The 23,998-nt window shown below is 63.7% G+C and carries 24 protein-coding genes; 13 read left to right on the top strand and 11 right to left on the bottom strand.

Annotated features, from left to right (window positions below; genetic code table 11):
• Positions 1–104: 104 nt before the first annotated feature.
• Entirely contained in the window at positions 105–1,577 is a 1,473-nt protein-coding gene (locus tag J7347_RS03855) for a methyl-accepting chemotaxis protein (protein WP_209160890.1), read from the top strand.
• Between the two features lie 13 nt (positions 1,578–1,590).
• On the opposite strand, the gene J7347_RS03850 is transcribed toward J7347_RS03855, so the two are convergent.
• Both J7347_RS03850 and J7347_RS03845 read right to left on the bottom strand, forming a co-directional pair.
• Positions 1,591–2,439, bottom strand: a complete 849-nt coding sequence (locus tag J7347_RS03850) for a MoxR family ATPase (RefSeq protein WP_067683370.1) — start codon at positions 2,437–2,439, stop codon at positions 1,591–1,593.
• Positions 2,440–2,516: 77 nt separating this feature from the next.
• Positions 2,517–3,821: a serine hydrolase gene (locus J7347_RS03845; RefSeq protein ID WP_209160889.1), complete on the bottom strand. Its 1,305-nt coding sequence runs from the start codon at positions 3,819–3,821 to the stop codon at positions 2,517–2,519.
• Positions 3,822–3,922: 101 nt separating this feature from the next.
• Between J7347_RS03845 and J7347_RS03840 the strand changes: the two genes are divergently transcribed.
• Entirely contained in the window at positions 3,923–5,140 is a 1,218-nt protein-coding gene (locus J7347_RS03840; RefSeq protein ID WP_209160888.1) for an alpha/beta fold hydrolase, read from the top strand.
• Here the strand turns inward: J7347_RS03840 and J7347_RS03835 are convergent.
• The 3 genes from J7347_RS03835 to J7347_RS03825 form a co-directional block, all read right to left on the bottom strand.
• Positions 5,137–5,508 carry a hypothetical protein gene (locus tag J7347_RS03835; protein ID WP_067683375.1) on the bottom strand — a complete coding sequence of 124 codons (372 nt, stop codon included), beginning with the start codon at positions 5,506–5,508 and terminating at the stop codon, positions 5,137–5,139. The two genes, J7347_RS03840 and J7347_RS03835, sit on opposite strands and share 4 nt — an antisense overlap.
• A complete protein-coding gene (gene parE / locus J7347_RS03830) occupies positions 5,501–7,477 on the bottom strand; it encodes a DNA topoisomerase IV subunit B (RefSeq protein ID WP_209160887.1) in 1,977 nt (658 codons plus the stop codon). The genes J7347_RS03835 and parE overlap by 8 nt, the downstream gene beginning before the upstream one ends.
• 80 nt (positions 7,478–7,557) lie before the next feature.
• On the bottom strand, positions 7,558–8,730 hold the full coding sequence (locus tag J7347_RS03825) for a penicillin-binding protein activator (protein ID WP_209160886.1): 1,173 nt from the start codon (positions 8,728–8,730) through the stop codon (positions 7,558–7,560).
• A gap of 27 nt (positions 8,731–8,757) precedes the next feature.
• Here J7347_RS03825 and rsmI point away from each other — a divergent pair, with 27 nt between their 5' ends.
• The 4 genes from rsmI to J7347_RS03805 are packed head-to-tail and all read left to right on the top strand — an operon-like array spanning position 8,758 to position 11,626.
• Positions 8,758–9,621, top strand: coding sequence for a 16S rRNA (cytidine(1402)-2'-O)-methyltransferase (rsmI, locus tag J7347_RS03820; protein WP_209160885.1), 864 nt, complete (start codon positions 8,758–8,760; stop codon positions 9,619–9,621).
• Positions 9,618–9,968: a YraN family protein gene (locus tag J7347_RS03815; protein ID WP_209160884.1), complete on the top strand. Its 351-nt coding sequence runs from the start codon at positions 9,618–9,620 to the stop codon at positions 9,966–9,968. The genes rsmI and J7347_RS03815 overlap by 4 nt, the downstream gene beginning before the upstream one ends.
• A 47-nt stretch (positions 9,969–10,015) precedes the next feature.
• The gene (gene gshB / locus J7347_RS03810; protein WP_209160883.1) at positions 10,016–10,981 is read left to right on the top strand and encodes a glutathione synthase; all 966 of its coding nucleotides are present in this window, start codon (positions 10,016–10,018) and stop codon (positions 10,979–10,981) included.
• 39 nt (positions 10,982–11,020) lie between these two features.
• Positions 11,021–11,626, top strand: a complete 606-nt coding sequence (locus tag J7347_RS03805; protein ID WP_209160882.1) for a DedA family protein — start codon at positions 11,021–11,023, stop codon at positions 11,624–11,626.
• Here J7347_RS03805 and J7347_RS03800 read toward each other — a convergent pair.
• Positions 11,623–12,534 (bottom strand): tyrosine recombinase XerC, encoded by a 912-nt coding sequence (locus tag J7347_RS03800; protein WP_067680021.1) that lies wholly within the window; start codon positions 12,532–12,534, stop codon positions 11,623–11,625. The two genes, J7347_RS03805 and J7347_RS03800, sit on opposite strands and share 4 nt — an antisense overlap.
• Complete coding sequence (gene hemW, locus J7347_RS03795; protein WP_209160881.1) at positions 12,531–13,682, bottom strand: radical SAM family heme chaperone HemW; 1,152 nt, start codon at positions 13,680–13,682, stop codon at positions 12,531–12,533. The genes J7347_RS03800 and hemW overlap by 4 nt, the downstream gene beginning before the upstream one ends.
• A 48-nt stretch (positions 13,683–13,730) precedes the next feature.
• Between hemW and J7347_RS03790 the strand changes: the two genes are divergently transcribed.
• The gene (locus J7347_RS03790) at positions 13,731–14,321 is read left to right on the top strand and encodes a CAP family protein (protein ID WP_348521553.1); all 591 of its coding nucleotides are present in this window, start codon (positions 13,731–13,733) and stop codon (positions 14,319–14,321) included.
• Between the two features lie 8 nt (positions 14,322–14,329).
• Here J7347_RS03790 and rdgB read toward each other — a convergent pair whose 3' ends face one another.
• Entirely contained in the window at positions 14,330–14,959 is a 630-nt protein-coding gene (gene rdgB / locus J7347_RS03785) for an RdgB/HAM1 family non-canonical purine NTP pyrophosphatase (RefSeq protein WP_067680026.1), read from the bottom strand.
• Positions 14,956–15,672: a ribonuclease PH gene (rph, locus tag J7347_RS03780; protein ID WP_067680029.1), complete on the bottom strand. Its 717-nt coding sequence runs from the start codon at positions 15,670–15,672 to the stop codon at positions 14,956–14,958. The genes rdgB and rph overlap by 4 nt, the downstream gene beginning before the upstream one ends.
• A gap of 84 nt (positions 15,673–15,756) precedes the next feature.
• Between rph and hrcA the strand changes: the two genes are divergently transcribed.
• From hrcA to J7347_RS03760, 4 genes are all read left to right on the top strand, one after another.
• On the top strand, positions 15,757–16,797 hold the full coding sequence (gene hrcA / locus J7347_RS03775) for a heat-inducible transcriptional repressor HrcA (RefSeq protein WP_209160880.1): 1,041 nt from the start codon (positions 15,757–15,759) through the stop codon (positions 16,795–16,797).
• Positions 16,798–16,815: 18 nt separating this feature from the next.
• Positions 16,816–17,406 (top strand): nucleotide exchange factor GrpE, encoded by a 591-nt coding sequence (gene grpE / locus J7347_RS03770; protein ID WP_209160879.1) that lies wholly within the window; start codon positions 16,816–16,818, stop codon positions 17,404–17,406.
• A 23-nt stretch (positions 17,407–17,429) separates the two neighbouring features.
• Positions 17,430–19,208 (top strand): DUF885 family protein, encoded by a 1,779-nt coding sequence (locus J7347_RS03765; RefSeq protein ID WP_209160878.1) that lies wholly within the window; start codon positions 17,430–17,432, stop codon positions 19,206–19,208.
• A gap of 111 nt (positions 19,209–19,319) precedes the next feature.
• Positions 19,320–19,613 carry a glycine zipper domain-containing protein gene (locus J7347_RS03760; protein ID WP_067680064.1) on the top strand — a complete coding sequence of 98 codons (294 nt, stop codon included), beginning with the start codon at positions 19,320–19,322 and terminating at the stop codon, positions 19,611–19,613.
• Positions 19,614–19,677: 64 nt separating this feature from the next.
• On the opposite strand, the gene J7347_RS03755 is transcribed toward J7347_RS03760, so the two are convergent.
• Both J7347_RS03755 and J7347_RS03750 read right to left on the bottom strand, forming a co-directional pair.
• On the bottom strand, positions 19,678–20,205 hold the full coding sequence (locus J7347_RS03755) for a vgr related protein (RefSeq protein ID WP_067680067.1): 528 nt from the start codon (positions 20,203–20,205) through the stop codon (positions 19,678–19,680).
• 17 nt (positions 20,206–20,222) lie between these two features.
• Positions 20,223–20,705, bottom strand: a complete 483-nt coding sequence (locus J7347_RS03750) for a copper chaperone PCu(A)C (RefSeq protein ID WP_067680041.1) — start codon at positions 20,703–20,705, stop codon at positions 20,223–20,225.
• Between the two features lie 168 nt (positions 20,706–20,873).
• Between J7347_RS03750 and dnaK the strand changes: the two genes are divergently transcribed.
• Positions 20,874–22,802 (top strand): molecular chaperone DnaK, encoded by a 1,929-nt coding sequence (gene dnaK / locus J7347_RS03745; RefSeq protein WP_067680043.1) that lies wholly within the window; start codon positions 20,874–20,876, stop codon positions 22,800–22,802.
• 75 nt (positions 22,803–22,877) lie between these two features.
• Positions 22,878–23,996 carry a molecular chaperone DnaJ gene (gene dnaJ / locus J7347_RS03740; protein WP_209160877.1) on the top strand — a complete coding sequence of 373 codons (1,119 nt, stop codon included), beginning with the start codon at positions 22,878–22,880 and terminating at the stop codon, positions 23,994–23,996.
• Positions 23,997–23,998: the final 2 nt, after the last annotated feature.

The raw sequence follows: 23,998 nt of genomic DNA, 5'->3' as shown, positions 1-23,998 counted from the left end.
GCGAGGCCAGCGAGCCGCACCCGGTAAAACAGAGTATCGTTTACCGGACCCTAACCATTGGGGCCGCAGGGAAGGGCCGCGACCAAAAAGGGGAATCGCAGAATATGGAGATGCTGGCCTTGGACGAGCGCGGTGCGAGTGCGCTCGACTTAATTCCGAAATCCTGCGGTAAGGTGACCGTGGGATGTTCCGAGGTGGCTGGAATCGTCCAGGCGGTGATCGACAGTTCGGGTCGCCTGCGTGACGAGCACAGGGAATTGCAGGGCACGGTACGCGAACTGGAACAGGACCAGCGGCGCGTCTCAGAAGCCAGCGACGAAGCACGTCTGCTCTCGGCGCGCGCCATCGAGCGCCTCGACCAGGGCTCGAGCCAGATCGAAGCTTCGCTCACTCAGATTTCGGGCCTTCTCGACCTGGTCGAAACTCTGGCAACGCATGTCACGGGTTTTGCGGCCGCAATGGAACAGGTCCAGCGCTGTTCGCAGAATATCGAACAGATCGCCGAAACCACGAATATTCTTGCGCTCAACGCCACCATCGAGGCCATGCGGGCCGGCGAGGCTGGGCGCGCCTTCGCCGTCGTCGCGAACGAGGTGAAATCGCTTGCCGCCGAAACCCGGCAGGCCACCGACGAGATATCGAGTGTGATCGGTACGCTCGGAACCGAGGCTTCGACGGTCATCGAAAGAATCGAAGTGGGGGCGAAGGCAAGCAGCGAGGCGAAAACCTCGGTCGGCAATTTCGAGAAGATGCTGGACAAGGTCGTCTCGCTGGTGCGCGAGGTTGATTCGCAGAACGAGGAAATCGCGCGCGCGAACGGCATGATGACCGCCGGTGTCGGCCGCGTTCAGGACAGCCTCGAACAGTTCGATATGGCCGCGAGCGAAAACGAGCGCAGGCTGTCTTCCGCACATGACAAGATCGAGGATCTCGAACTGACGGCGAGCGAGATGTTTGATCGCATCGTCAAGGCCGACCTGTCACCTCAGGACAAATTGATGGTCGAAAAGGCGAAAACACGTGCCGCCGAGGTAACGCGTATCGCCGAAGAGGCGATCGCCAATGGTTCTCTCAGGATCGAGCAGCTTTTCGATACCAATTATCGTCCGATAGAGGGCAGCAAACCGCCGCGGTTTCGAACCGGCCTAACCACATGGGCACACGATCACTGGCGTCCCGTCCTCGACGCTAGCGCCGAAACGCCCGGCGTCATGGCCGCGGCCTGCACGGATATGAATGGTTTCCTGCCCACCCACCTGACCCGATATTCGCAGTCGTCGACAGGTGACCTTACCCACGATACCCGATTCTGCCGGAACGGTCGCATCATCTTCGATGCCATCGACAAGAAGGCCAAGACGAGTCCCGACGACTATATGATGGCCGTCTACCGCCAGGAAGGCGATGGGAAGACCTACAACGTCGTGCGCAATGTCTATGTGCCGGTCGTGATACAGGGCCGTCGCTGGGGCAATCTGGAACTGGCTTACACGTTCGACGGACATGGATTTGCGCATACCGGAAGAGAAGCGATCTCGACGACCGCTTCGCATGGTATGGCCGGTTTAACCGCCTGAAGTGTTCTAAGCTTCAGCTCTGGCGCCGGGCCATAAAGGCCAGACGTTCGAACATCATGACATCCTGTTCGTTCTTGAGCAGCGCGCCGTGCAGCGGCGGGATCGCCGAATTGGGATTGCTGTCTTGCAGCACTTCCAGCGGCATGTCTTCGTTCAGGAGCAATTTCAACCAGTCGAGCAATTCGCTGGTGCTGGGCTTCTTCTTTAGGCCGGGCACTTCGCGCAGTTCGTAGAACATATCCATTGCGCGCGTTACCAGCGTCTTCTGGATGTCGGGGAAATGCACGTCGATGATCTCCCGCATCGTCTCGCGATCGGGAAATTTGATGTAGTGGAAGAAGCAGCGGCGCAGGAAAGCGTCGGGCAATTCCTTCTCGTTGTTCGACGTGATGACGACGATCGGACGTTCTTTCGCTGCGATGGTCTGGTGCGTTTCGTAGACATCGAAGCTCATCCGATCGAGTTCCTGCAACAGATCGTTGGGGAATTCGATATCGGCCTTATCGATCTCGTCGATCAGAAGAACTGGCAGCTGTTCGCTGGTGAACGCTTCCCACAATTTGCCCTTCTTGATGTAATTTGAAATGTCGTGGACGCGCTCGTCGCCCAATTGACCGTCGCGCAGGCGAGCGACCGCGTCGTATTCGTAAAGGCCCTGCTGCGCCTTGGTGGTCGATTTGACGTTCCATTCGATCAGCGGCGCATTCACCGCCTTGGCGATTTCATGCGCCAGCACCGTCTTGCCCGTTCCCGGTTCGCCCTTGACCAGCAGAGGGCGGCGCAAGGTCACGGCGGCGTTGACGGCCACCTTCAGATCCTCGGTGGCGATATAGGAGCTGGTGCCTTCGAAGCGCTGCGTCATGGATGGTCCTCGGATCGGGTTGCGGAAACAATAGCCCGGTTAGGGATCGCAGCGCGTCGGGGCAAGGGCCGCGCGCGCTATCTGAGGGCCAGTATCCGAACGGCGATAAGGCCGAGCGCGGCATTATCGACCGGCGCTTGCCGATCGAGCCAGCTCGCCGCGAGCATGTGCCAGCGTCCCGCCTCGTCCTTCAGCAGCCAGGTCAGATTGAGCACGCCCGGTTCCGATCCGCCCTTGAACCCGGCATAGCTCCAGCCCGCGCGCTGTTTTTCGGAAAGCTGCGGGCTGACGGCCAGAATGTCGAACAGCGTCGGATCGTTCATCGCGATCAGGCTCCGCAGTAATTTGCGCTCGTCCTCCATGCTAGCGAACCATTCGATGTCCTCGACCAGCACCGGTTCGGCCAGCGCGGCGACAACCTGCTCGGTCGTGACGTCGTCGCCTCCCAGATCGGCAAGCATCGCGCGGCGCTCGTCTTGATCTGTAGCAGCATAGGTGGGGCCGACATCGAGCGTCTTCAGCAGAAACATCTCGCGCGTGGTCAGAAAGGGCAGAGTGCGTTCCGGCGCAGAATGCCCGGTGCGGCGGAGAAACTCCTCGACCCGCTCGCGCCCTACCTGGCGTATCAGCGTATCGGTGGCGGTGTTGTCGCTGATCGAAATCATGAGCGTCGCTAGGGTCTGCACGGTGGCCGGGGCGCCTTCTGGCCAGTTCTGCGTGATGCCGCTGGGAAAACTCGCCTGCCCAACAGGTACGACCTGATCCCAGCGCAAGCGCCCTTCGGCCACCGCCTCGCCAATTGCGCCGAGCACGTAGAGCTTGAAGGCCGAGCCGAGCGCGAATTGCCGATCCGCGTCGCCATAGGAAAAGATCGGTTCGCCATCGAGCGGACCGAACCAGGCGGCGACGACGCCCGGCAAATCCGCCAAATCGGCTGCGATCGCTTCCGCGCCGGTCTCATCGGCACTCGCGCCGCTGCCAGCGATGGGCGCGAAGTCGGACAATTGCAGACCCGCGATCCGCGCTTCTCCGGTATCGGCCAGGATCATCGTGCCGGACCCGATCGCGCGTTCGAAACGGATTGCGATCCGCGCCTGCATAGGGCTCACCGTTTCGACCGATTCGACGCCGACGACGGCCCCGAACTGGCTTTCGAGCTGGGCGTTCATCTGCTCCAGCGCAGCGGCGGGAATTTGCGAAAGAAATTCCGCGGTGAAGAGATCGCCAGGCGCGATATCTCCGCGCAGCCATCCGACCACGTCCTGCGCCCGCCGGTCCAGCGGGCCTGCCTCGGCCGCCTGCTGCGTCGCTGCATCCTGCGCGTGGGCCACGGTCGGAACGCTGAAGGCCAGAAGCAGTCCGGCGGTAATCGCGCGCACCATCTTTTGAAAATCCCCCTTTTTTCTCTCGGAAAGACAATCGCGGGTTCGACGCGGGCGTGCAAGCGTCTAGGCTAATGAAAATCTTTCCTGCCGGAGTGCCCATGCCCACCGAACGTCTCACCATCACCTCGCCCGCAGGCACCGAACTTGCCGGATCGCTGGAATTGCCGACCGGTCTGGTGCGCGGCGCGGCGCTGTTCGCGCATTGCTTCACCTGCACGCGCCAGAGCCGCGCGGCCGTGCATGTGGCGCGAGCGCTCGCGGCGGAGGGGATCGCCTGCCTGCGCTTCGATTTCACCGGGCTGGGCGACAGCGAAGGTGAGTTCGGACGCGCCGGTTTTGCCACCGACGTTGCCGATCTGGTCGCGGTCGGCGCGTATCTCCACGACCGTTTCGCGCAGCCGATCCTGCTCGTCGGCCACAGCCTCGGTGGCGCGGCAGTGCTGGCAGCGGCGGATGAAATCGGGCTGGAGCGGATCGCGGCCATTGCAACGATCGCCGCACCCGCCGACGTGCCGCACGTCCTCGAACGGATCGATGGCGATCTCGCGGCCATCCGCAAGGATGGCGAGGGCGCGGTGACGATCGGCGGGCGCAGGTTCAAGCTGGGCCGCGAATTCATCGAGCGGGTCGAAAGTGTCGATCTCCTCGCCGAAGTCGCCGCCCTGCGCTGCCCGCTGCTGTTCCTGCATTCGCCGACCGACGGGCTGGTGGGCATCGAGCACGCGAGCGCCCTGTTCGGCGCGGCGAAACATCCCAAGAGCTTCGTTAGCCTGGAAGGCGCGGATCACCTGTTGCTGGACGAAACCAATGCCCGTTTCGCTGCGAGCATCATCGCGAGCTGGGCGCACCGCTATCTGCCCTTGCGTGACGACTGGCCGATGCCGGAAGAAGGCGTGGTGGTGAAGAACGGACATGGGAAGTTTGGCACCGAGGTCCATACCGCCACGCACCGCTTCATCGCGGACGAGCCGCACGCGGTCGGCGGCGACGATAGCGGGCCGACGCCTTACGATCTTCTGCTCGGCGCGCTGGGCACGTGTACGGCGATGACTATGAAAATGTACGCCGATCGCAAGGACTGGCCGCTGGAAGGCGTCTCGATCCATCTGACGCATGACCGCGACCATGCGAAGGATTGCGATCACTGCGCGGACCCCAAGACCAAAGTGCAGTCGATCGAACGCGCCATCACTCTGACGGGAGACGGACTGGGCGAGGAGCAACGCGCGAGGCTGATTGAGATCGCCGATATGTGCCCGGTCCACCGCACGCTGGAGGGTGAACTGCACGTGCACTCGCGCGCCGGGCCGGATTAGGCCAGCAGCGAAATCACGCTGATCGCAAGGAAGAACAGCAGCATGACGATCGTCGCCGCGCGCCACGCGAGCGAGGCCTCTGCCATTCCGCGCCGCTGCGTCGCGTACCAGATCAGACCGGTCGTACCGATCGCGCAGGCGAGCACGAACGCGGTCGACGATCCGCCCGCCCAACCGAGATAGACGATGGCCGGTTGCAGCAGCACCTGAAGGATCAAAGCACCCGCGAACCAGGCGATGGGTATCGGGCGATAGGCGGCATCGGAAACATACCAGTCGGGCAGGGCGGTATCGGTACGCGAGATGCGCCGCTCGCCCGCCATGATGTCGTCCTCCCTTTCGCCGTCGGCGAAATCGTCCTCACGCATCGATCATCTCGCGGTCCATGTCGCCCGCATTGTTCTGGATGAAGTTGAAGCGATGTTCAGGATTGCGGCCCATCAGCTGGTCGACCAGTTCCTTCACCACCGCGCGCTGTTCGAATTCCTGCGGTAGAGTGATGCGGATGAGGCTGCGGCTATCCGGGTCCATCGTGGTTTCGCGCAATTGCGCCGGGTTCATTTCGCCGAGGCCCTTGAAGCGGCCGACTTCGACCTTCTTGCCCTTGAAGACCGTGGCTTCCAATTCCGCGCGATGCGCCTCGTCGCGGGCATAGCGGCTCTCTTTTCCGGCGGTCAGGCGATAGAGCGGCGGCTGGGCGAGATAGAGATGCCCCTGCCGCACCAGTTCGGGCATTTCCTGAAAGAAGAACGTCATCAGCAGCGTGGCGATATGCGCGCCGTCCACGTCCGCATCGGTCATGATGATGATCCGGTCGTAGCGCAGCTGTTCGGGGTCGCAATCCTTGCGCGTGCCGCAACCCATGGCGAGCGTCAGGTCGGCGATCTCGCTATTGGCGCGGATCTTGTCGGCGGTGGCGCTGGCGACGTTCAGGATCTTGCCGCGGATCGGCAGGATCGCCTGCGTCTTGCGATTGCGTGCCTGTTTGGCGCTGCCGCCCGCACTGTCGCCCTCGACGATGAAAAGCTCGGTCTCGCCATCGCCTTCACCCGAACAATCGGTGAGCTTGCCGGGGAGGCGCAGTTTCTTCGCGTTGGTCGCCGTCTTGCGCTTGATCTCGCGCTCGGCCTTGCGCCTCAGGCGCTCGTCCATCCGCTCCATCACCTGGCCGAGCAACGCCTTGCCGCGATCCATGTTGTCGGACAGGAAATGGTCGAAATGATCGCGCACCGCGTTTTCGACGAGGCGCGCGGCTTCGGGGCTGGTGAGGCGATCCTTGGTTTGGGACTGGAACTGGGGATCGCGGATGAAGACGCTGAGCATTACTTCGGCGCCCACCATCACATCGTCCGCGGAAAGATCCTTGGCCTTCTTCTGGCCGACGAGATCGCCGAATGCGCGCAAGCCTTTGACGAGCGCGGCGCGTAGGCCCTGTTCGTGCGTGCCGCCATCGGGGGTGGGCACGGTGTTGCAATACCAGCTGGTCGATCCGTCCGAATAGAGCGGCCAGGCGATCGCCCATTCGACCCGTCCGGCCTCGTCCGCGAAGTCCTGCCGCCCGGTAAAGGGCTGGGCCGTCACGCATTCGCGCCCGCCGATCTGTTCGGCGAGGTGATCGGCGAGGCCGCCGGGAAATTTGAACACCGCCTCTGCGGGTACGTCCTCGCTGGCGAGGTATTCGTCGCATTTCCAGCGGATCTCGACGCCCGCGAAGAGATACGCCTTCGACCGGGCGAGCTTGAACAGCCGCTTGGCGCTGAAATTGCGCTCGCCGAAGATTTCGGTGTCGGGCGTGAAGGTGACGGTGGTGCCGCGCCGATTGGGCGTCGGGCCCAGTTCCTCGATCGGGCCGAGCGTCTGCCCCTTCGAAAATTCCTGCGCGTAAAGCTGCCGGTCGCGCGCGACTTCGACGCGGGTATGTGAGGACAGCGCGTTGACCACGCTGACGCCGACGCCGTGGAGTCCGCCGCTGGTGGCATAGGCCTTGCCGGAGAACTTGCCGCCCGAATGGAGTGTCGAGAGGATCACTTCCAGCGTGGACTTGCCCGGAAACTTGGGATGTTCGCCGACCGGAATGCCGCGCCCGTTATCGGTCACGGTGACGCGGTTTTCGGTGTCGAGCCGCAATTCGATCCGCGAGGCATGGCCCGCCACCGCCTCGTCCATCGCATTGTCGAGCACTTCGGCGACGAGATGGTGCAGTGCCCTGTCGTCTGTTCCGCCGATATACATGCCCGGACGGCGGCGGACCGGTTCCAGCCCCTCCAGAACCTCGATCGAGGAAGCGTCGTAATCGCCGCTGGAAGCAGGCGTGTTTTCGAAGAGATCGTCGGACATGCGTGTGTATCTGTCACTCCGCAAGCCGCGCTACAAGCGATTGCGCCCTCTATCCCCCGCGCAATGCCCGGACCGGCTCCTTAATCGTCGAACCGGTTCGGCGCGGGATCGACCACGACGACCTGGCCGTTGCGGATCTCGCGCACTTCGAAGGCGCGTTCGACCACGCCGTTGCGTCTGAACCTGAACGGCCCGTCCAGCCCGACGAAGCCACCGCTGTCGCGCAATTGCGAGGTCGGGAAATCGCGGCCCACGCGCCAGTCGCGAGCCACGCGCAGAGTCAGCAGCACGGCATCGTACCCCAGCGTCGAAATGCGATAGGGCTGAGCGCCGAAGCGCGCTTCGTAACTGTCCACGAACCGGCGATAGCGATCGTCCGACACCGCGGAGAAGATCGCCCCGCGCAGCGCCGACGCACGGGTGACGGACGCATCCCCGCTCCACAATTCGGTGCCGATGATGAGCGTGTTGCCCGCGCCGCCCGGTTTTATCCGGCCTGCCGCCTGCGTCGCCAGCCGCGCGCTGTCCGCGATCAGAAGACCGCCGAATCCGCCCCGTGCCACCAGCCGATCCATGGCCGAAACGACCGAAGTGTTCCCGCGCGCATAGCTTTCCTGCCCAACGACGCGCCCGCCGAAATCGGCGACGGCCGTCTGCAGCGCGGCTTCCGCCCGGCGGCCGTATTCGCCCTCCGGTGCCACGACCGCGAAATCGCGCACGCCCTTGGCTTCGCGCGCATACTCGACCGAGCGGCGGATCGACTGTTCGGGGATCTGACCCATCACAAACACGTCGGGCGAAGCGATCGATGCATCGTTGGAGAAAGAGATCAGCGGCACGTCGGCCCTGCGCGCCTCGGACAGCACGGCGCCGACATTTTCGCCCATCAGCGGGCCGAGGATGAGCTTGTTGCCGTCTGCCAGCGCCCGCCGCGCCGCATCGCGCGGATTGATCGCAGTGTCGTAGGCTGTGATGCGCAGATTGCTGGCATTGGTGTCGAGGATCGCCATCGTTGTCGCATTCGCGATCGACTGGCCGACCGCGCCGTTATCGCCCGACATCGGCACCAGCAGCGCGATGCGATGCCGGTCCTGATCCTGGGGAAGGCCGGTCTCGGTCGGCTCGGGCAGGGGAGCATTTTCGATCGGGCGGCTCGGCATATCGGCGCCGCGCGGAATGATCGAACAGGCGCCCAACAAAGCCGCGCTGCCCGCGACCATCGCCAGACGGCGGGTGATTGCGAATGTCTTCATGCTTGCCCGGTCCCTTGCATCTGGTTCATGGCTGTCCGGGTGAGCGCTGACGCATCCTCTTCCCAGACCCTCGATCCCGGGCTCTATATCGTCGCGACCCCGATTGGCAATCTCGGGGATATTACCCTGCGTGCAGTGGATGTGCTGCGGCGTTGCGATGGCGTTGCATGCGAAGATACGCGGGTGACGGGTAAGCTGATGAAGCATCTCGGCCTGTCCAAACCCCTGTGGCGCTATAACGATCATAGCGAGCATCGCGATCGGGAGCGTCTGGTTTCTTCCATGCGGGAGCGTGCGATTGCGCTCGTCAGTGATGCGGGCACGCCGCTGGTGTCCGACCCTGGCTATCGCCTGGTCAACGATTGTCGGGCGGAAGGGATACCGGTGACCGTGATACCGGGCGCCTGCGCGCTGATCGCCGGATTGACGCTGTCCGGTCTACCCAACGATCGCTTCCTGTTCGCCGGATTCCTCCCCAGCAAGGACAAGGCCCGGCGCGATGCACTGGCGGAGGTAGCAGACATCGATGCGACGATCATATTCTACGAGACCGCGCCGCGCCTTATCAAATCGCTGATCGCCATCGGCGAGGTCTTGCCCGAGCGCGAGATCGCCGTAGCGCGAGAGCTTACCAAGCTGCACGAGGAATTGCGCCGCGGGCTCCCCCACGGTCTCGTCGCGTGGTTCGAAAAGCACCCCCCCAAAGGCGAGATCGTGCTGCTGATCGGCCCTCCGGTCGAGATGCATTCCAGCCAAGCCGATATCGAAGCCCTTTTGTGGGAAGCGCTCGATACGCTCAAGCCATCGCAGGCGGCGGCTCAGGTCGCCAGGGCCACAGGCGAGGACCGCAAGGCGCTCTATGCCCGCGCGCTGGAAATGCGCCGCGAGTGAAGCGACAGCTGGCCGAAAAGAGCGGCCGCGAAGGCGAGACGCGCGCCGCCCTCTGGTTGCGCGCCAAGGGTTGGAGCATCCTCGACACCCGCGTCAAAACGCCGCGTGGAGAGATCGATATCGTGGCAAAGCGGGGCGGTCTTGTCGCCTTCGTCGAAGTAAAGTGGCGCAAGCGCAAGGCCGATCTCGACACCGCCATTGACGAGCGACGTCTCGCCCGCGTTGCCGCTGCGGTCGAATGCGTCGCCCACGAATATGCGCCGCATGGCGAAGACATCCGTGTCGATGTGATCCTGCTTGCACCCGGCGCCCTGCCGCGCCACATCGTCAACGCTTGGCAGCCCTAGACGCGCGAACTGCGCTACCGCCGATTTACCGAACGAGAAGGCAAGCTATGTCCCTACATGTCGCCGTCCAGATGGACCCGCTGGAATGGATCAAGATCGCGGGCGATAGCTCCTTTGCCCTCATGGAAGCGGCGCAGGCGCGCGGACACACGCTCTATCACTACGATGTCGGCTCGCTGGCCTGGGAAAGCGATGGCAGTCCGCGCGGCAGGATCACTGCCATCGCCACTCCCGTCCGCGTACAGCGCGTCGAAGGCGACCATTTCACTGCCGAAGAACCGCGCCGCATCGATCTTGCGCAGGACGTGGATGTCGTTCTGATGCGGCAGGATCCGCCTTTCGATCTCGGCTATATCAGTGCCGCTTTCCTGCTCGACCGATTGCGGGGCGAGACACTGGTCGTGAACGATCCGCGCGAAGTGGTGAACGCGCCCGAAAAGATGTTCGTGCTCGATTATGCGCGCTTCATGCCGCCGACTTTGATCGCGCGCAGCCTCGATGCAGTGCGCGCCTTTCAGCAAGAGCATGGCGCCGTGGTTGTGAAGCCGCTGCACGGGAACGGCGGGAAGGCGATCTTCAAGATCGACGCCGATGGCGGCAATCTGTCGGCCCTGTTCGAAGTTTTCAACCGCACCTGGCCCGAAGCCCACATGGTCCAGCCCTTCCTTCCCGAAGTGAGCGAGGGCGACAAGCGGATCGTGCTGGTCGACGGGGAGTTCACCGGTGCGATCAATCGCAAGCCGGGGGAGGGGGAGTTCCGCTCCAATCTCGCCCAGGGTGGCTATGCCGAAGCAGCCACGCTGACCGAACGCGAAGAGGAAATCTGCGCCGCCATGGGCCCGGAACTGAAGAAACGCGGCCTCGTCTTCGTGGGTATCGATGTGATCGGCGGCAAATGGCTGACCGAGATCAACGTTACCAGCCCGACCGGCATCGTCGCGATCGACAAATTCAATGGCACCGATACGGCGGGGCGCATCTGGGACGCGATCGAACGGAGATTGGGCGCCTGATCGCCTGAACCAATCGCCAGCCCGTCCGTTGCACGAGCCATGGACCATATCATCGTCTCCATCGTCGAGCGGCTCGGCCTGTTCGGGATCGCGCTGCTCATGGCGCTGGAAAACATTTTTCCTCCCATTCCATCGGAAGCGATCATGGGATCCGCCGCACTGGCGATCGAGCGGGGGACTTTCACCTTCTGGGAAATCCTCGCAGTCGGCACGGCGGGAACGCTGGCAGGCAATTACGTCTGGTTCTGGATCGGCGACAAATGGGGGTACGAACGGCTCGGCCCCTTCATCGATCGCTGGGGCCGCTGGCTGACGCTGGAATGGGAAGACGTGGAGGCGGCCTCGCACTTCTTCCGCAAGCATGGACATTGGGTGGTCTTCATCCTGCGCGCCACGCCGGTGATGCGCACGATGATCAGCCTGCCTGCGGGCCTTGCCCACATGAACGCCTTTAAATTCTGCATCTTCACGGCGGCAGGAGCAGCACTTTGGAATGCGATCCTGATTGGCGGAACTCAGTGGCTCGCGCGGACATTCGGCGAAAGCGGATGGGTCGTCAGCGGCGTGGTGATCGCCACCATTGTGCTTTCGGTGATCGGCTATGTCTGGCGGCTGATGACCTGGAAACCGCGCGCCAAGCGCTAATCGCGTTTTGGAGTAGTGCGCTCACGCGGATGAGCGTTGCGGTAAGCATCCAGCATCGTTGCTGCATCGACCTTGGTATAGATTTGCGTCGAACCAAGGCTCGCATGGCCGAGTAGCTCCTGAAGGCTTCGAAGGTCCGCGCCTGCGCCGAGCAGATGGCTGGCAAAGCTATGGCGCAAGGCATGCGGCGTGGCGGTCGCCGGCAGGCCCAGCGCGATCCGTGCCCGCGCGACCGCTTTTTGCACCATGCCCTGTGACAGAGGCCCGCCCTTAGCGCCGCGGAACAGCCGATCCCCCGGTTCGATGCGATAGGGCTGGAGCCGGGCATATTCGGTGACCGCATCGGCTACGATCGGAAGGATGGGGACGACACGCTGCTTGTCGCCCTTGCCGGTGACCGTTTGGCGCTCCCCTAGCGGCAGATCGTCCAACCGGAGCGACAGCGCCTCGGCGATGCGGAGCCCGGCGCCGTAAAGCAGCAGCAGCACCGCCCGGTCGCGCGCGCCGATCCAGTCGAGTGCGGCCTGGTCCTGAACCGTATCGGCAAGGCCCACGGCATCGTCGGGCGTGACCGGGCGTGGTAGGCCCTTCTTGAGGCGCGGCCCGCGCAGGCGCGGCGCACGGTCCGCCTCAAGCCCCAGCTGCGTGCGCGCGAAGCCGAGGAAGCTCTTGAGGGCTGACAGCTCGCGCGCCGCCGACGCGTTGGAAAGCCCGTCCTGCCGCCTCTCGGCAAGGTGGGTTCTGAGGCGCGCGGCATCGATATCGGCGAGCGCTTCGAAATCGTCGCTTGCGGTCGCTTCGATCAGCCGCCGCGCTGCCGCACAATAGGCGCGCACCGTATGTTCGGATCGGCGCCGCCCCTCGACCAAATGCGTTCGCCAGGCCTCGAGAATATCGGCTTTGCTCACGCGGTGACAAGATCCGCGACCACCAGATCGGCGAGCAGCGCGTCGAGCAAAGGCATTCCCGCCGGTGTCACCGTGACGCGCGAACCGTCCTGCCGCACCAGACCGAGCCGCTGGTGAAGCGCTAGCTTGTCATGATCGACCAGGTCTTCGGGCGCGTAGCCGAACCGCACAGACAGATTTTCGAGATCGACGCCTTCTGCAAGCCGCAGCCCCATCAACAGCGCCTCGCTCGCCTGCTCGGGCCTGTCGAGCGCGCGTTCGTCCTGCAAGCCGTGTCCTTGCCGCGCAACCGCGGCCAGGTAATTTTCCGGCTTCCTGTGTCGCAGAGTCGCCACTCCGCCCCGCCGCCCATGTGCGCCCGGTCCGATCCCGGCATAATCGCGATACCGCCAATAGGTGAGGTTGTGGCGGCTTTCTTCGCCCGGCCGGGCGTGGTTGCTGATCTCGTAGGCGGGGAGACCGGCAGCCACGGTCATCTCCTGCGTCACTGCGAAGAGATCGGCGGCGCGCTCGTCGTCCAGAGGCGCGAAGACCTGGCGGCGGACATCGGTGGCGAAGCGAGTCTGCGGTTCGATGGTCAACTGATAGAGCGAGAGATGCCCGGTCCGGAAATCGAGAGCGCGCGCGAGCTCTTCGCGCCATTGTTTCTCGCTCTGATCGGGACGGGCATAGATCAGATCGAAGCTCACCCGCTCGAAATGGCGCTGCGCGGTGGCGAGCGCATCCAAGGCCTCGCCCGCATCGTGGAGCCGACCGAGAAAACGCAGCACCTCGTTATCGAGCGCCTGCACACCGAGGGAAGCGCGATTGACGCCTGCCGCCGCAAGCGACGCGAAATTTGCTGTCTCGACCGAAGACGGATTGGCTTCGAGCGTGATCTCGATTCCGGGCGCGAAACCCCACAGGCCTTCGGCTTCGGACAGCAGGCGGGCGACCAGCGCAGGCGGCATGAGGCTTGGCGTGCCGCCGCCGAAGAAAATGCTGTTGAGTGGTTCGCCTGCGGCCTTTTCCGCTTCGAACCGCATGTCGGCCAGCAAAGCGTCCTCCCAGGCAGCCGTGTCGACGCCGCTGCGGACGTGGCTGTTGAAATCGCAATACGGGCAATTCGCCAGGCAGAAGGGCCAATGGATATAAAGCGCTCGCGCCATCGAATTCTGTCAAAGCCTTTCAGCGAATCTTAATCTGCACCGCGCGACATGGGGGCCATGGGACGGGTAGGGATTGGCGCTGCTTTAGCCAGCGCGTTCGCACTTACTATTGCCACGGCAGCGCCGCTCTTCGCAAGCGAGCGCGCGCCCGCTTCGCGCGGCGAGCAAATTCGCGACGCGAATTACTCGGTCCGCCAGACTTCGGACATAGCTTCGCGTATTCTTGCGCTGCACAATGCCGAGCGTCGCCGGCTGCGCGTGCCGGACCTTGCGTGGAACCCGCATCTCGAACGCGAAGCGGCGGAATGGGCTGAATATCTGAGCCGCCGGGGAGTGCTCGAACACGCGGACGATCGCACGCGCAACGGAGCGGGCGAGAATTTGTGGATGGGCACGTCCGGCGGTTGGGACGTTGATGGCATGGTCGACATGTTCCTCGACGAACGCCGGTATTACCGGCACGCGACCTTCCCGGACGTGTCGCGAACCGGGAATTGGGCCGATGTCGGCCACTACACCCAGATCGTATGGCGCGACACGCGCGAAGTCGGCTGCGCGGTGGCGACGGCGCGGGGGAATGATGTGCTGGTCTGCCGCTATTATCCCGCCGGCAACGTCATGGGTCGCCGCGCGCACTGATCGGATCGCTAGCCGCCGAACTGCTCCGCCACCAATTTGGCAAAAGCATCGGCGCGGTGGCTGATGGCGTGTTTTTTGTCTGGTGCAATCTCTGCAAAGGTCTGCTCGCGACCCTCGGGCACGAAGACCGGATCGTAACCGAAGCCCAGTTCCCCGCGCGGTGGCCAGGTGAGCGATCCCGGCGCCAGCCCTTCATAGACCGCGTGGTCGCCATCGGGCCAGGCGACGGCAAGCACGCAGTGAAACGCCGCGCTGCGATCGACGTCGGTCCCGCGCTCGCGAAGCATCCCCTCGACCTTTCCCATCGCCATGAACCAGTCACGCCCCGGCTCGCCTTCGAACCACTGCCGCTCGGCCCAGTCGGCGGTGTAGACCCCCGGCCGCCCGTCGAGCGCATCGACCGACAATCCGCTATCGTCGGCCAGGGCCGCCATGCCCGAAGCCTCCGCCGCGGCGCGCGCCTTGATCAGCGCGTTTTCGACGAAGGTCGTCCCCGTTTCAGCAGGCTCGGGCAGGCCAAGCGATCCGGCGGAAAGACACTTCACGCCATAAGGTTCGAGCAGCGCGCCGATCTCTTTCAGCTTGCCGGCATTGTGCGTGGCGATGACGAGGCTGCCCGAACCGAGACGCCGGGTCATGCGCGCACCGCCTCCTCCTGCGCCGCGAAGATACGGTCGCAGCCGATGCGGGCGAGACGCAGCAGGCGCAGCAGGCCTTCCTCGTCGAACGGCGCGCCTTCCGCCGTCGCCTGCGCTTCGGCGATCTTCCCGCCTTCGATCAGGACGAAGTTCGCGTCCGCCTCGGCATTGGAATCTTCAGGGTAATCGAGGTCGAGGACCGGCGTGTCCTTATAGATCCCGCACGAAATCGCGGCGATCTTGGCATTGATCGGGTCTTCCCTGATCAGCCCCTGCTTCATCAGCCCATCGATCGCGAGCCTGAGCGCCACCCAGGCACCCGAAATCGACGCCGTGCGCGTCCCGCCATCGGCCTGCAACACGTCGCAATCGACCGTGATCTGCCGCTCGCCTAGCTTTTTCAGGTCGACCACGCTGCGCAAGGATCGCCCGATCAGGCGCTGGATTTCCTGCGTTCGGCCACCGAGCTTGCCCTTAACCGCTTCGCGCATGCTCCGCGTGTGGGTCGAGCGGGGAAGCATAGAATATTCCGCCGTCACCCAGCCTTCGCCCTTGCCACGCAACCACGGCGGCGTGCGATCCTCGATGCTGGCATTGCACAGCACCTTGGTCTCGCCGAAGCTTATCAGGCACGACCCTTCGGCGTGTTTGGTGAAGCCGGTCTCGATGTTGATGGCGCGCATTTCGTCGGGCGCACGTCCTGAAGGTCGCATGGAAATCTCCGAATGGGGTAGTCTTGCAGGCGGCGTTACCCGCTTGGGGCTTGAGGCCGCAAGGGGATGGGTTAGATTAGATGCATGCCCACGCCCCCCATCACCGAAATGACCGACCGCGCACGCGCCATCTTCCGGCTCGTGGTCGAGGGCTACCTGGAGAGCGGGCAGCCGGTAGGCTCGAAAACTCTGGCTGGCGGATCCGGCCTCAATCTCTCGCCCGCCTCGATCCGGTCGGTGCTGGCGGAACTGGAGCAGCGCGGCCTGCTCGCCGCTCCGCATACGAGCGCCGGGCGAATGCCGACCGATAGTGGGCTGCGTCTTTTCGTCGATGCGATGATGCAGGTGGCAGAACCGACAGACCACGAACGCGCCGCGATCCGCCAACGGATCGACGAGCCGGGACCGATCGAACAGGCGCTGGAGGAAACCAGCGCACTTCTTTCGGACCTTACCGGGGCGGCGGGCATGGTGATGGTACCACGGCGCGAACATCGCCTGGCGCAGATTTCCCTGACGGCGATCGATGCGAACCGCGTTCTGGCCGTGCTGGTTGGGGAGGACGGGCATGTCGAGAATCGCATCGTCCCCCTGTCGGCTCAGGCGCTCGGCACCTCGCTCGAACAGGCAAGCAATTATCTCACCCGCCGCGCCGCCGGACGCACTCTGGCCGAAGCCGCCGCGATCATGGATGCCGAAATCGCAGGGGGGCGCAGCGCGCTCGACGAAGCGAGCCGCGATCTGGTGCGCCGGGGCCTCGCCACCTGGTCCGAAGATGGGGCGAAACGCCCGGTCCTGATCGTGCGCGGCCAAGCGAATCTTCTCGATGAAAGCGCGTTGGGCGATATCGAGCGGGTGCGATCGCTGCTCGAAGATCTCGAAAGCAAGCAATCGGTCGCCGCGCTGCTCGAAGAAGCGCGCGAGGCGCAGGCGACGCGCATCTTCATCGGCAGCGAAAACCGCCTGTTCTCTCTATCCGGCTCATCCGTCATCGCGGCGCCCTATCGCGACCGGGAGGGGCGCATCGTCGGTGTGCTGGGGGTGATCGGGCCGACGCGGTTGAATTACGCGCGCGTGGTCCCCATGGTGGATTTCACCGCCCGCCAGCTGGGCAAACGCATCTGACAATATGGGTATTTCCGCGTGATCGACGAGAACGAAAAGACACCGCGCGACGAAGCGGTCGACAAGGAATTAGATGGCGTGCCGGAGGAGTTCCGGGACGATAGCGATGAGCATGACGACGAGGTCGAGGAATCGCTGGACGACGCGCTGGCAGCGCTGCGCGGCGATCTGGAGACGGCGAAGCAGGACGTCCTCTATGCCAAGGCGGAAACGCAGAATGTGCGCCGCCGCCTCGAAAAGGACGTGCAAGACGCTCGCAACTACGCTGCAACCGGTTTTGCGCGCGATATCCTGAGCGTGTCGGACAATCTGGCCCGCGCGGTCCAGTCCGTGCCCGAAGCGCTGCGCGAGGACGAGAAGCTCAAGGGCTTCATCGCCGGGATCGAGGCGACCCAGCGCGAATTGGACAAGGTGTTCGGCCAGCACGGTATCACCCGCATCGCCTCGACCGGCATGCCGCTCGATCCCAACCAGCATCAGGCGATGATGGAGATACCGAGCGATGATCACGAGCCGGGAACGATCGTGCAGGAAATGCAGGCCGGTTACATGATCAAGGATCGCCTGCTCCGCCCGGCCATGGTCGGCGTGGCGAAGAAGCCCGACTGATCCTGCACATTGAGGGAGATACGATGAGGACTGCCATTCTAGGAGCGGCGGTCCTCGTCGCGATGCCATTTGCCGTTCCGGTCGCGGCTCAGGAGACCCGCGCTCAGGCCAGTGTCGAGGCGAGCGCGGATGCGCAGCTCGAAGCTTTGACCGATGCATATTATCGCTATCGGCTCGATCAATCCGGCCGTGTCGAGCAGGCTGATGGCAGCACAGCACGCGGAACGGCGCTTCCTTCCGTGACTGCCGAGGCGCAGTTGGCCCGCGCCCGTCAGGCAAAGAGTTTCCTTAGCCAGCTCGATGCGCTCGATACCACGCAATTTTCGCCTGAAGCGCAGATCGATGCGGCGGTTCTGCGGCATCTTCTCGAAACCGAAATCGGCGATGCGCGCTTTCGCGAATGGGAAATGCCGTTCGACAGCGACAGCAATTTCTGGGGCTATCTCGCCGAGCGTGGCCCTCTCGGCAGCGTCGAGGAGTATGAGCGCTATCTCTCCTGGCTCGAAAGCATCCCGCGCTATTTCTCCGAGCAGGAGGCCAATGCCCGAGCAGGCCTCGCGCGCGGATTTTCCGTTCCCCGAGTGACGCTGGAAGGGCGCGACGCGTCGCTGCAAGCCTACGTGGTTGACGATCCCGAGGACAGCCCGTTCTGGGATGCGTTCGAGCAGATCCCGGCGCGTTTTTCCTCGGCGGATCGCGAGCGCCTGCAGGCTGCCGCGCGCGAGGTGATAAACACCCAGGTAACGCCTGCCTATGCCGGTTTTCTGCGTTTTTTCCGCGAAGACTATCTTCCTCAAACCCGCACCACGCTGGCGGCGGAAGCGATGCCCGATGGCCCGGCTTACTACCAGCAGCAGATCGCGGAATATACGACGCTCGACCTGACGGCGGAGCAGATCCACCGGATCGGCCTCGACGAGGTGGCGCGGATCACCGCCGAAATGGAAGCGGTCAAGCAGGAGGCCGGGTTCGACGGCACTTTGCCCGAATTCGTGACCTTTCTGCGCACCGATCCGCAATTCGTCGCCCGCACGCCGGACGAGCTGATGGGCGTCTCCGCCTATGCGGCCAAGCGCGTCGATGGCGTGATCGAGGATTATTTCGGCTTCCTGCCGCGTCATCGGTTCACCATCCGCCCGGTCGATCCCGCGATCGCGCCGTTCTACACGGCGGGGCGGGGCGGGCTCGATGCGTGCCAGATGAACACGTACGACCTGCCATCGCGCCCGCTCTACAATATTCCTGCGCTGACGCTGCACGAGTGCATTCCCGGCCACAGCTTCCAGGCGGCGGTGGCGCTGGAGCGCGAAGCCGCTCCGCAATTCCGCAGGCAGACCTATTTCTCCGGCTTCGGCGAAGGCTGGGGGCTCTATGTCGAATATCTCGGCGAGGAGATGGGCATCTACCGCACGCCCTATGAGCGCTTCGGTCGATTGAGCTACGAGATGTGGCGCGCGGCGCGGCTCGTGATCGATACCGGCATCCACCGTTACGGCTGGAGCCGCGAGCGGGCGATGGAGTATCTCGCCAGTCGCACCGCTCTGTCGCAGCACGAGGTCGGGACCGAGATTGATCGCTATATCAGCTGGCCGGGCCAGGCCCTGTCCTACAAGCTGGGCGAGCTTACGATCCGCCGGGTGCGCGCCGAGGCCGAAGAGGCATTGGGCGACCGGTTCGACATCCGCAAGTTTCACGATGTCGTCCTCGCGCTTGGATCGGTGCCGCTGCCGATGCTGGAAGCGCGCATCGACGCGTTCATCGCCGATGGCGGCCAGGGTCTGCCGAACGTCACTTACGATTGAGCGTCATCGGCGATTGAGCGTCATCAGCGCGTGAAGGTCATCGGCGCGGGAACGTGCTATGCCGATGAGCGTAAGTCCTTCCGAAGCTTTCAGGATTCAGGAGAGACCGACATGAACGCCAAGATGATTCTCGCCCCCGCGCTGGCCCTTTCGACGATGAGCCTTGGCGCGTGCGCCGAAAACTATTCCGCCGAAGGCGGCCTGGGCGGCGCGGCGATCGGTGCCGGGATCGCAGCCGTGACCGGCGGCGACATCACGCGTTATGCACTGGCGGGTGCGGCTGCGGGCGCTCTGGCAGGCTATTTCGTCGACAAGAACGACAATTGCGACGGGTACGATCGCGACGGATATCTCGACGAAGATTGCTTCGGCACGCAAGGCTATCCGGTCGATCCGCGCTACTGATCGCGGCGATAACTGAAAAACGGCTCGCGTCCCGACCGGGGAGCGGGCCGTTTTCGGGTCCGGCCTAGCCGCGCGTAGTCGCGCCCGGAAACCGCACCAGCATGTCGTAGGCCGACACGTCCGGCGCCCCGGCCAGCTTCACGCCGTTTCTGAGCCAGAAGGCGTGCTTCACGATTTCGGCCTGCTGTTCGATCCCGTACCGCTTAAGAGGCCAGCCCGGTTTGAGGCTGTAATCGTAACGCGCCCACGGCATGCGATGCGTGACAAGATACCAGTTACCCAGAGTCTGGGTCTGCCAGACATGCGTGAGTTCGTGGATCAGCAGCCCCTGCCGGATCACGCTTTCCCGTGCGAAATCGTCGCAATAGGAATCGCCGCGCGGGTGGAAATGGATGTGGCCGCGCGGTGCCATGGTTGTCTTGCGGGGCTGGAAGAACGCCCATTTGCGGCGCTTCAGCGTCACTCGACCGTAATCTATCGCGCTACCGAAAACGGAGCGGGCGATCCGCACCTCGCCGGAGGTTAGCGCGCGCTCTCCCCCCGCGGGGCAGGGGGGCGGCGCTTCGGCGTCCAGATCGATGGGATGCGCCAGCGCCGCCTCCGCGTGTCCTAGCGCTCTTCGCCCGCCGCCTGGATCGGGGCTTCGAATGTGTGATTGCGCCCGCCCGCAGCCGTCAGAGTCACTTCGGCGGTGCCGCCTTCGGCAAGGTCGGGGCCGAGTTCGTAAACCATGACATGCTTGCCGCCCGGCTCGAACACGGCGCTGTCGCCCGGTTGCAGCATCAGCGGCGGCATTTCGCCCATGGTCATTTCGAAATCGTATTCCATCATGTCGTGCAGCTGCGCGCTGCCCGATCCTTCCACGCTGGCGCTGCGCAGGGCGATGTTCTTGTCGCCATCGTTCTTGACGGTGAAATAGACCGCCGCCGGATTGCCCGCGACAGGCGGCAGCATCATGCGCGCATCGGTGATGGTAAGCCCTGCGATCGTATTCGGATCGCTCGCTTCGGCGGGGGCCTCCGCTTCGGAACACGCGGCCAGCGCCAGCGGCGCGCCCGCGAGCAGCAGAGCGGCGAAAACGGTCTTCTTCATATCGATATCCCTCTCGTCTCGATCGCGATCTGCCTAGCGCGCGGCGTCCCTTGTGCCAAGATTTCGCGCACCTATATCCCCCTCCATCACCCGAGCCGCCAAAGGGTTTCGCCTCTTGGGAAGCCGACGGAGCGGTGTCCAACAACCGTTTTCTTAAATGGGGAAAGCATGAGCAAAGTAATCGGTATCGACCTCGGCACGACCAATTCCTGTGTCGCCGTCATGGATGGCGGAAAGCCCAAGGTCGTCGAAAATTCCGAAGGCGCGCGTACCACGCCCTCGATCGTCGCCTTCACCAAGGATGGCGAGCGCCTGATCGGCCAGCCTGCCAAGCGCCAGGCCGTCACCAATCCCGACAACACCCTGTTCGCGATCAAGCGCCTGATCGGCCGCCGGTTCGACGATCCGCTGACAAAGAAGGACATGGATCTCGTCCCCTATGACATCGTCAAGGGCAAGAATGGCGACGCGTGGGTCGAAGCGGGCGGCGAGGATTATTCCCCCAGCCAGGTTTCCGCCTTCATCCTTCAGAAGATGAAGGAAACTGCCGAAAGCTATCTCGGCGAAACCGTGACGCAGGCCGTGATCACCGTGCCCGCATACTTCAACGACGCCCAACGTCAGGCGACCAAGGATGCCGGCCAGATCGCCGGCCTCGAAGTGCTGCGCATCATCAACGAGCCGACTGCGGCCGCGCTTGCCTATGGCATGGACAAGGAAGACGGCAAGACCATCGCCGTGTACGACCTTGGCGGCGGCACGTTCGACGTCTCGATCCTCGAGATCGGCGACGGCGTGTTCGAAGTGAAGTCCACCAATGGCGACACTTTCCTGGGTGGTGAGGATTTCGATACCGCGATCGTCGAATATCTCGCCGACCAGTTCAAGAAGAAGGAAAACATGGACCTGCGGAGCGACAAGCTCGCGCTGCAGCGCCTCAAGGAAGCCGCGGAAAAGGCCAAGATCGAGCTGAGCTCGGCCCAGACAACCGAGGTGAACCTGCCCTTCATCACCGCGCGCATGGAAGGTGGCTCGTCCACTCCTCTGCACCTCGTCGAAACGATCAGCCGCTCCGACCTCGAAAAGATGGTCGGCGACCTGATCCAGCGTACGCTCGAACCCTGCAAGAAGGCGCTGGCCGATGCGGGCGTTTCGAAGGACGAGATCGACGAAGTCATCATGGTCGGCGGGATGACCCGCATGCCCAAGGTGCGCGAAGTCGTGGAAAAGTTCTTCGATTCCAAGCCGCATACCGGTGTGAACCCTGACGAAGTCGTGGCCATGGGTGCTGCCATTCAGGCAGGTGTTCTTCAGGGCGACGTCAAGGACGTACTGCTGCTCGACGTGACGCCGCTTTCGCTCGGCATCGAAACGCTGGGCGGCATCATGACCAAGATGATCGACCGCAACACCACGATCCCGACCAAGAAGACCCAGACCTATTCCACCGCCGAAGACAATCAGAACGCGGTGACCATCCGGGTCTTTCAGGGCGAGCGCGAAATGGCGAGCGACAACAAGATGCTCGGCCAGTTCGACCTCGTCGGCATCCCCGCCGCACCGCGCGGTGTGCCGCAGATCGAGGTGACGTTCGACATCGACGCCAACGGCATCGTCAACGTCAGTGCCAAGGATAAGGGCACCGGCAAGGAACAGCAGATCCGCATCCAGGCATCGGGCGGTCTGTCCGACAGCGACATCGACCAGATGGTGCAGGACGCGGAAAAGTTCGCCGAAGAGGACAAGAAGCGCCGCGAAAGCGCCGAAGCCCGCAACCAGGCCGACAGCCTCGTCCACGCGACCGAAAAGCAGCTCGAAGAGCATGGCGACAAGATCGACGCATCACTGAAGAGCGACGTCGAAACCAAGATCGCTGCGCTCAAGACCGCGCTTGAAGGCGACGATGTGTCCGAGATCGAGGTCAAGGCCAAGGATCTGACCGAAGCCGCCATGAAGATGGGCCAGTCGATCTACGAAGCCGAGCAGGCCAATGCCTCTGCTGGCGACGCGGATGCCGCTTCGGCCGACACTGCGGAGAAGGACGACGACGTGGTCGACGCCGAATTCTCCGAAGTGGACGAAGACAGCAAGGCCTGATCGGTCTCATGAACTACGATCCGCCAACGGTGCACACCCGCACCGGTGGCGGTTGATTTTTCGGGCGGGGGAAACATGTCAGCCACCGAAATCGACTTTTACGAAATACTCGGCGTCTCGCGCGATGCGGATGGGGCGGTGATCAAATCCGCCTATCGCAAGCTCGCGATGAAGCATCACCCGGACCGCAATCCGGGCTGCAGCGAGAGCGAGGCGAAATTCAAGGCGATCAGCGTCGCTTACGATTGCCTCAAGGATCCGCAGAAACGCGCGGCCTACGATCGCTATGGCCATGCCGCCTTCCAGCAGGGCGGTGGCGGCGGCGGCCATCCCGGCGCGGATTTCGGCGATATCGGCGATATCTTCGAAACCATTTTCGGCCAAGCCTTCGGCGGCGGCGGACGCAGCCAGGCGCGGCGCGGTGCCGATCTGCGCTACGACATGCAGATCAGCCTGGAAGACGCCTTCCACGGCAAGGACACGCAGATCGAGATCGAAGTCTCGCAATCCTGCGACGATTGCCATGGCACCGGCGCGCGTCCCGGTACGCGGGCGCGGACCTGCAACCTGTGTTCGGGCATGGGCAAGGTGCGCGCCAAGCAGGGTTTCTTCGTCGTGGAGCGCCCCTGTCCCAACTGCCACGGCCAGGGCGAAGTCATCGCCGATCCCTGCCGCAGTTGCGGTGGAGAAGGTCGGATCGACCTGCCTCAAAAGCTCGACGTGGAAATTCCGCCCGGCGTCGATACCGGCACGCGCATCCGCCTGTCCGGCAAAGGCGAGGCGGGCCCGCGCGGCGCGCCTTCGGGCGACCTCTACATCTTCCTGCACATTCAGCCGCACGCGATCTTCGAACGAGAGGGGACGACACTCGTCACCCGCGCACCGATCAGCTTCACCAAGGCAGCCCTGGGCGGCGAAATCGAAATTGCGGACCTTGCCGGCAAACCCGTGACGCTGACGATCCCGGCAGGCATCCAGTCGGGCCGCCAATTGCGCCAGCGCGGGGCTGGCATGCCCGTCCTTCAGGGGCGCGGGCGCGGCGATCTGGTGGTCGAATTGCTGGTCGAAACGCCGACCAAGCTGACCAAGGAACAGCGATCCCTGCTCGAACAGTTCCGCGATACCGAGACCGGAGATGAATGCCCGGAAAGCCGGGGATTCTTCGACAAGATCAAGGAAGCGCTGGGCGGTTAGAA

The organism is Erythrobacter sp. A6_0 (assembly GCF_017744235.1).
Taxonomy (GTDB): Bacteria; Pseudomonadota; Alphaproteobacteria; order Sphingomonadales; family Sphingomonadaceae; genus Qipengyuania.
Note: the sequence above shows the minus strand (reverse complement) of the source record. Positions and strands in the feature narration are given on the sequence as shown.

Excerpts from the sequence above, each read along its gene's own strand:
- dnaJ (WP_209160877.1), top strand. The coding sequence starts at position 22,878 with ATGTCAGCCACCGAAATCGACTTTTACGAAATACTCGGCGTCTCGCGC.
- J7347_RS03805 (WP_209160882.1), top strand. The coding sequence starts at position 11,021 with ATGGACCATATCATCGTCTCCATCGTCGAGCGGCTCGGCCTGTTCGGG.
- parE (WP_209160887.1), bottom strand. The coding sequence starts at position 7,477 with ATGTCCGACGATCTCTTCGAAAACACGCCTGCTTCCAGCGGCGATTAC.
- J7347_RS03790 (WP_348521553.1), top strand. The coding sequence starts at position 13,731 with ATGGGGGCCATGGGACGGGTAGGGATTGGCGCTGCTTTAGCCAGCGCG.
- gshB (WP_209160883.1), top strand. The coding sequence starts at position 10,016 with ATGTCCCTACATGTCGCCGTCCAGATGGACCCGCTGGAATGGATCAAG.
- hrcA (WP_209160880.1), top strand. The coding sequence starts at position 15,757 with ATGCCCACGCCCCCCATCACCGAAATGACCGACCGCGCACGCGCCATC.
- rph (WP_067680029.1), bottom strand. The coding sequence starts at position 15,672 with ATGCGACCTTCAGGACGTGCGCCCGACGAAATGCGCGCCATCAACATC.
- J7347_RS03765 (WP_209160878.1), top strand. The coding sequence starts at position 17,430 with ATGAGGACTGCCATTCTAGGAGCGGCGGTCCTCGTCGCGATGCCATTT.
- J7347_RS03855 (WP_209160890.1), top strand. The coding sequence starts at position 105 with ATGGAGATGCTGGCCTTGGACGAGCGCGGTGCGAGTGCGCTCGACTTA.
- rsmI (WP_209160885.1), top strand. The coding sequence starts at position 8,758 with ATGGCTGTCCGGGTGAGCGCTGACGCATCCTCTTCCCAGACCCTCGAT.
- hemW (WP_209160881.1), bottom strand. The coding sequence starts at position 13,682 with ATGGCGCGAGCGCTTTATATCCATTGGCCCTTCTGCCTGGCGAATTGC.
- J7347_RS03835 (WP_067683375.1), bottom strand. The coding sequence starts at position 5,508 with ATGCGTGAGGACGATTTCGCCGACGGCGAAAGGGAGGACGACATCATG.
- J7347_RS03850 (WP_067683370.1), bottom strand. The coding sequence starts at position 2,439 with ATGACGCAGCGCTTCGAAGGCACCAGCTCCTATATCGCCACCGAGGAT.
- dnaK (WP_067680043.1), top strand. The coding sequence starts at position 20,874 with ATGAGCAAAGTAATCGGTATCGACCTCGGCACGACCAATTCCTGTGTC.
- J7347_RS03760 (WP_067680064.1), top strand. The coding sequence starts at position 19,320 with ATGAACGCCAAGATGATTCTCGCCCCCGCGCTGGCCCTTTCGACGATG.
- rdgB (WP_067680026.1), bottom strand. The coding sequence starts at position 14,959 with ATGACCCGGCGTCTCGGTTCGGGCAGCCTCGTCATCGCCACGCACAAT.
- J7347_RS03845 (WP_209160889.1), bottom strand. The coding sequence starts at position 3,821 with ATGGTGCGCGCGATTACCGCCGGACTGCTTCTGGCCTTCAGCGTTCCG.
- J7347_RS03750 (WP_067680041.1), bottom strand. The coding sequence starts at position 20,705 with ATGAAGAAGACCGTTTTCGCCGCTCTGCTGCTCGCGGGCGCGCCGCTG.
- J7347_RS03840 (WP_209160888.1), top strand. The coding sequence starts at position 3,923 with ATGCCCACCGAACGTCTCACCATCACCTCGCCCGCAGGCACCGAACTT.
- J7347_RS03825 (WP_209160886.1), bottom strand. The coding sequence starts at position 8,730 with ATGAAGACATTCGCAATCACCCGCCGTCTGGCGATGGTCGCGGGCAGC.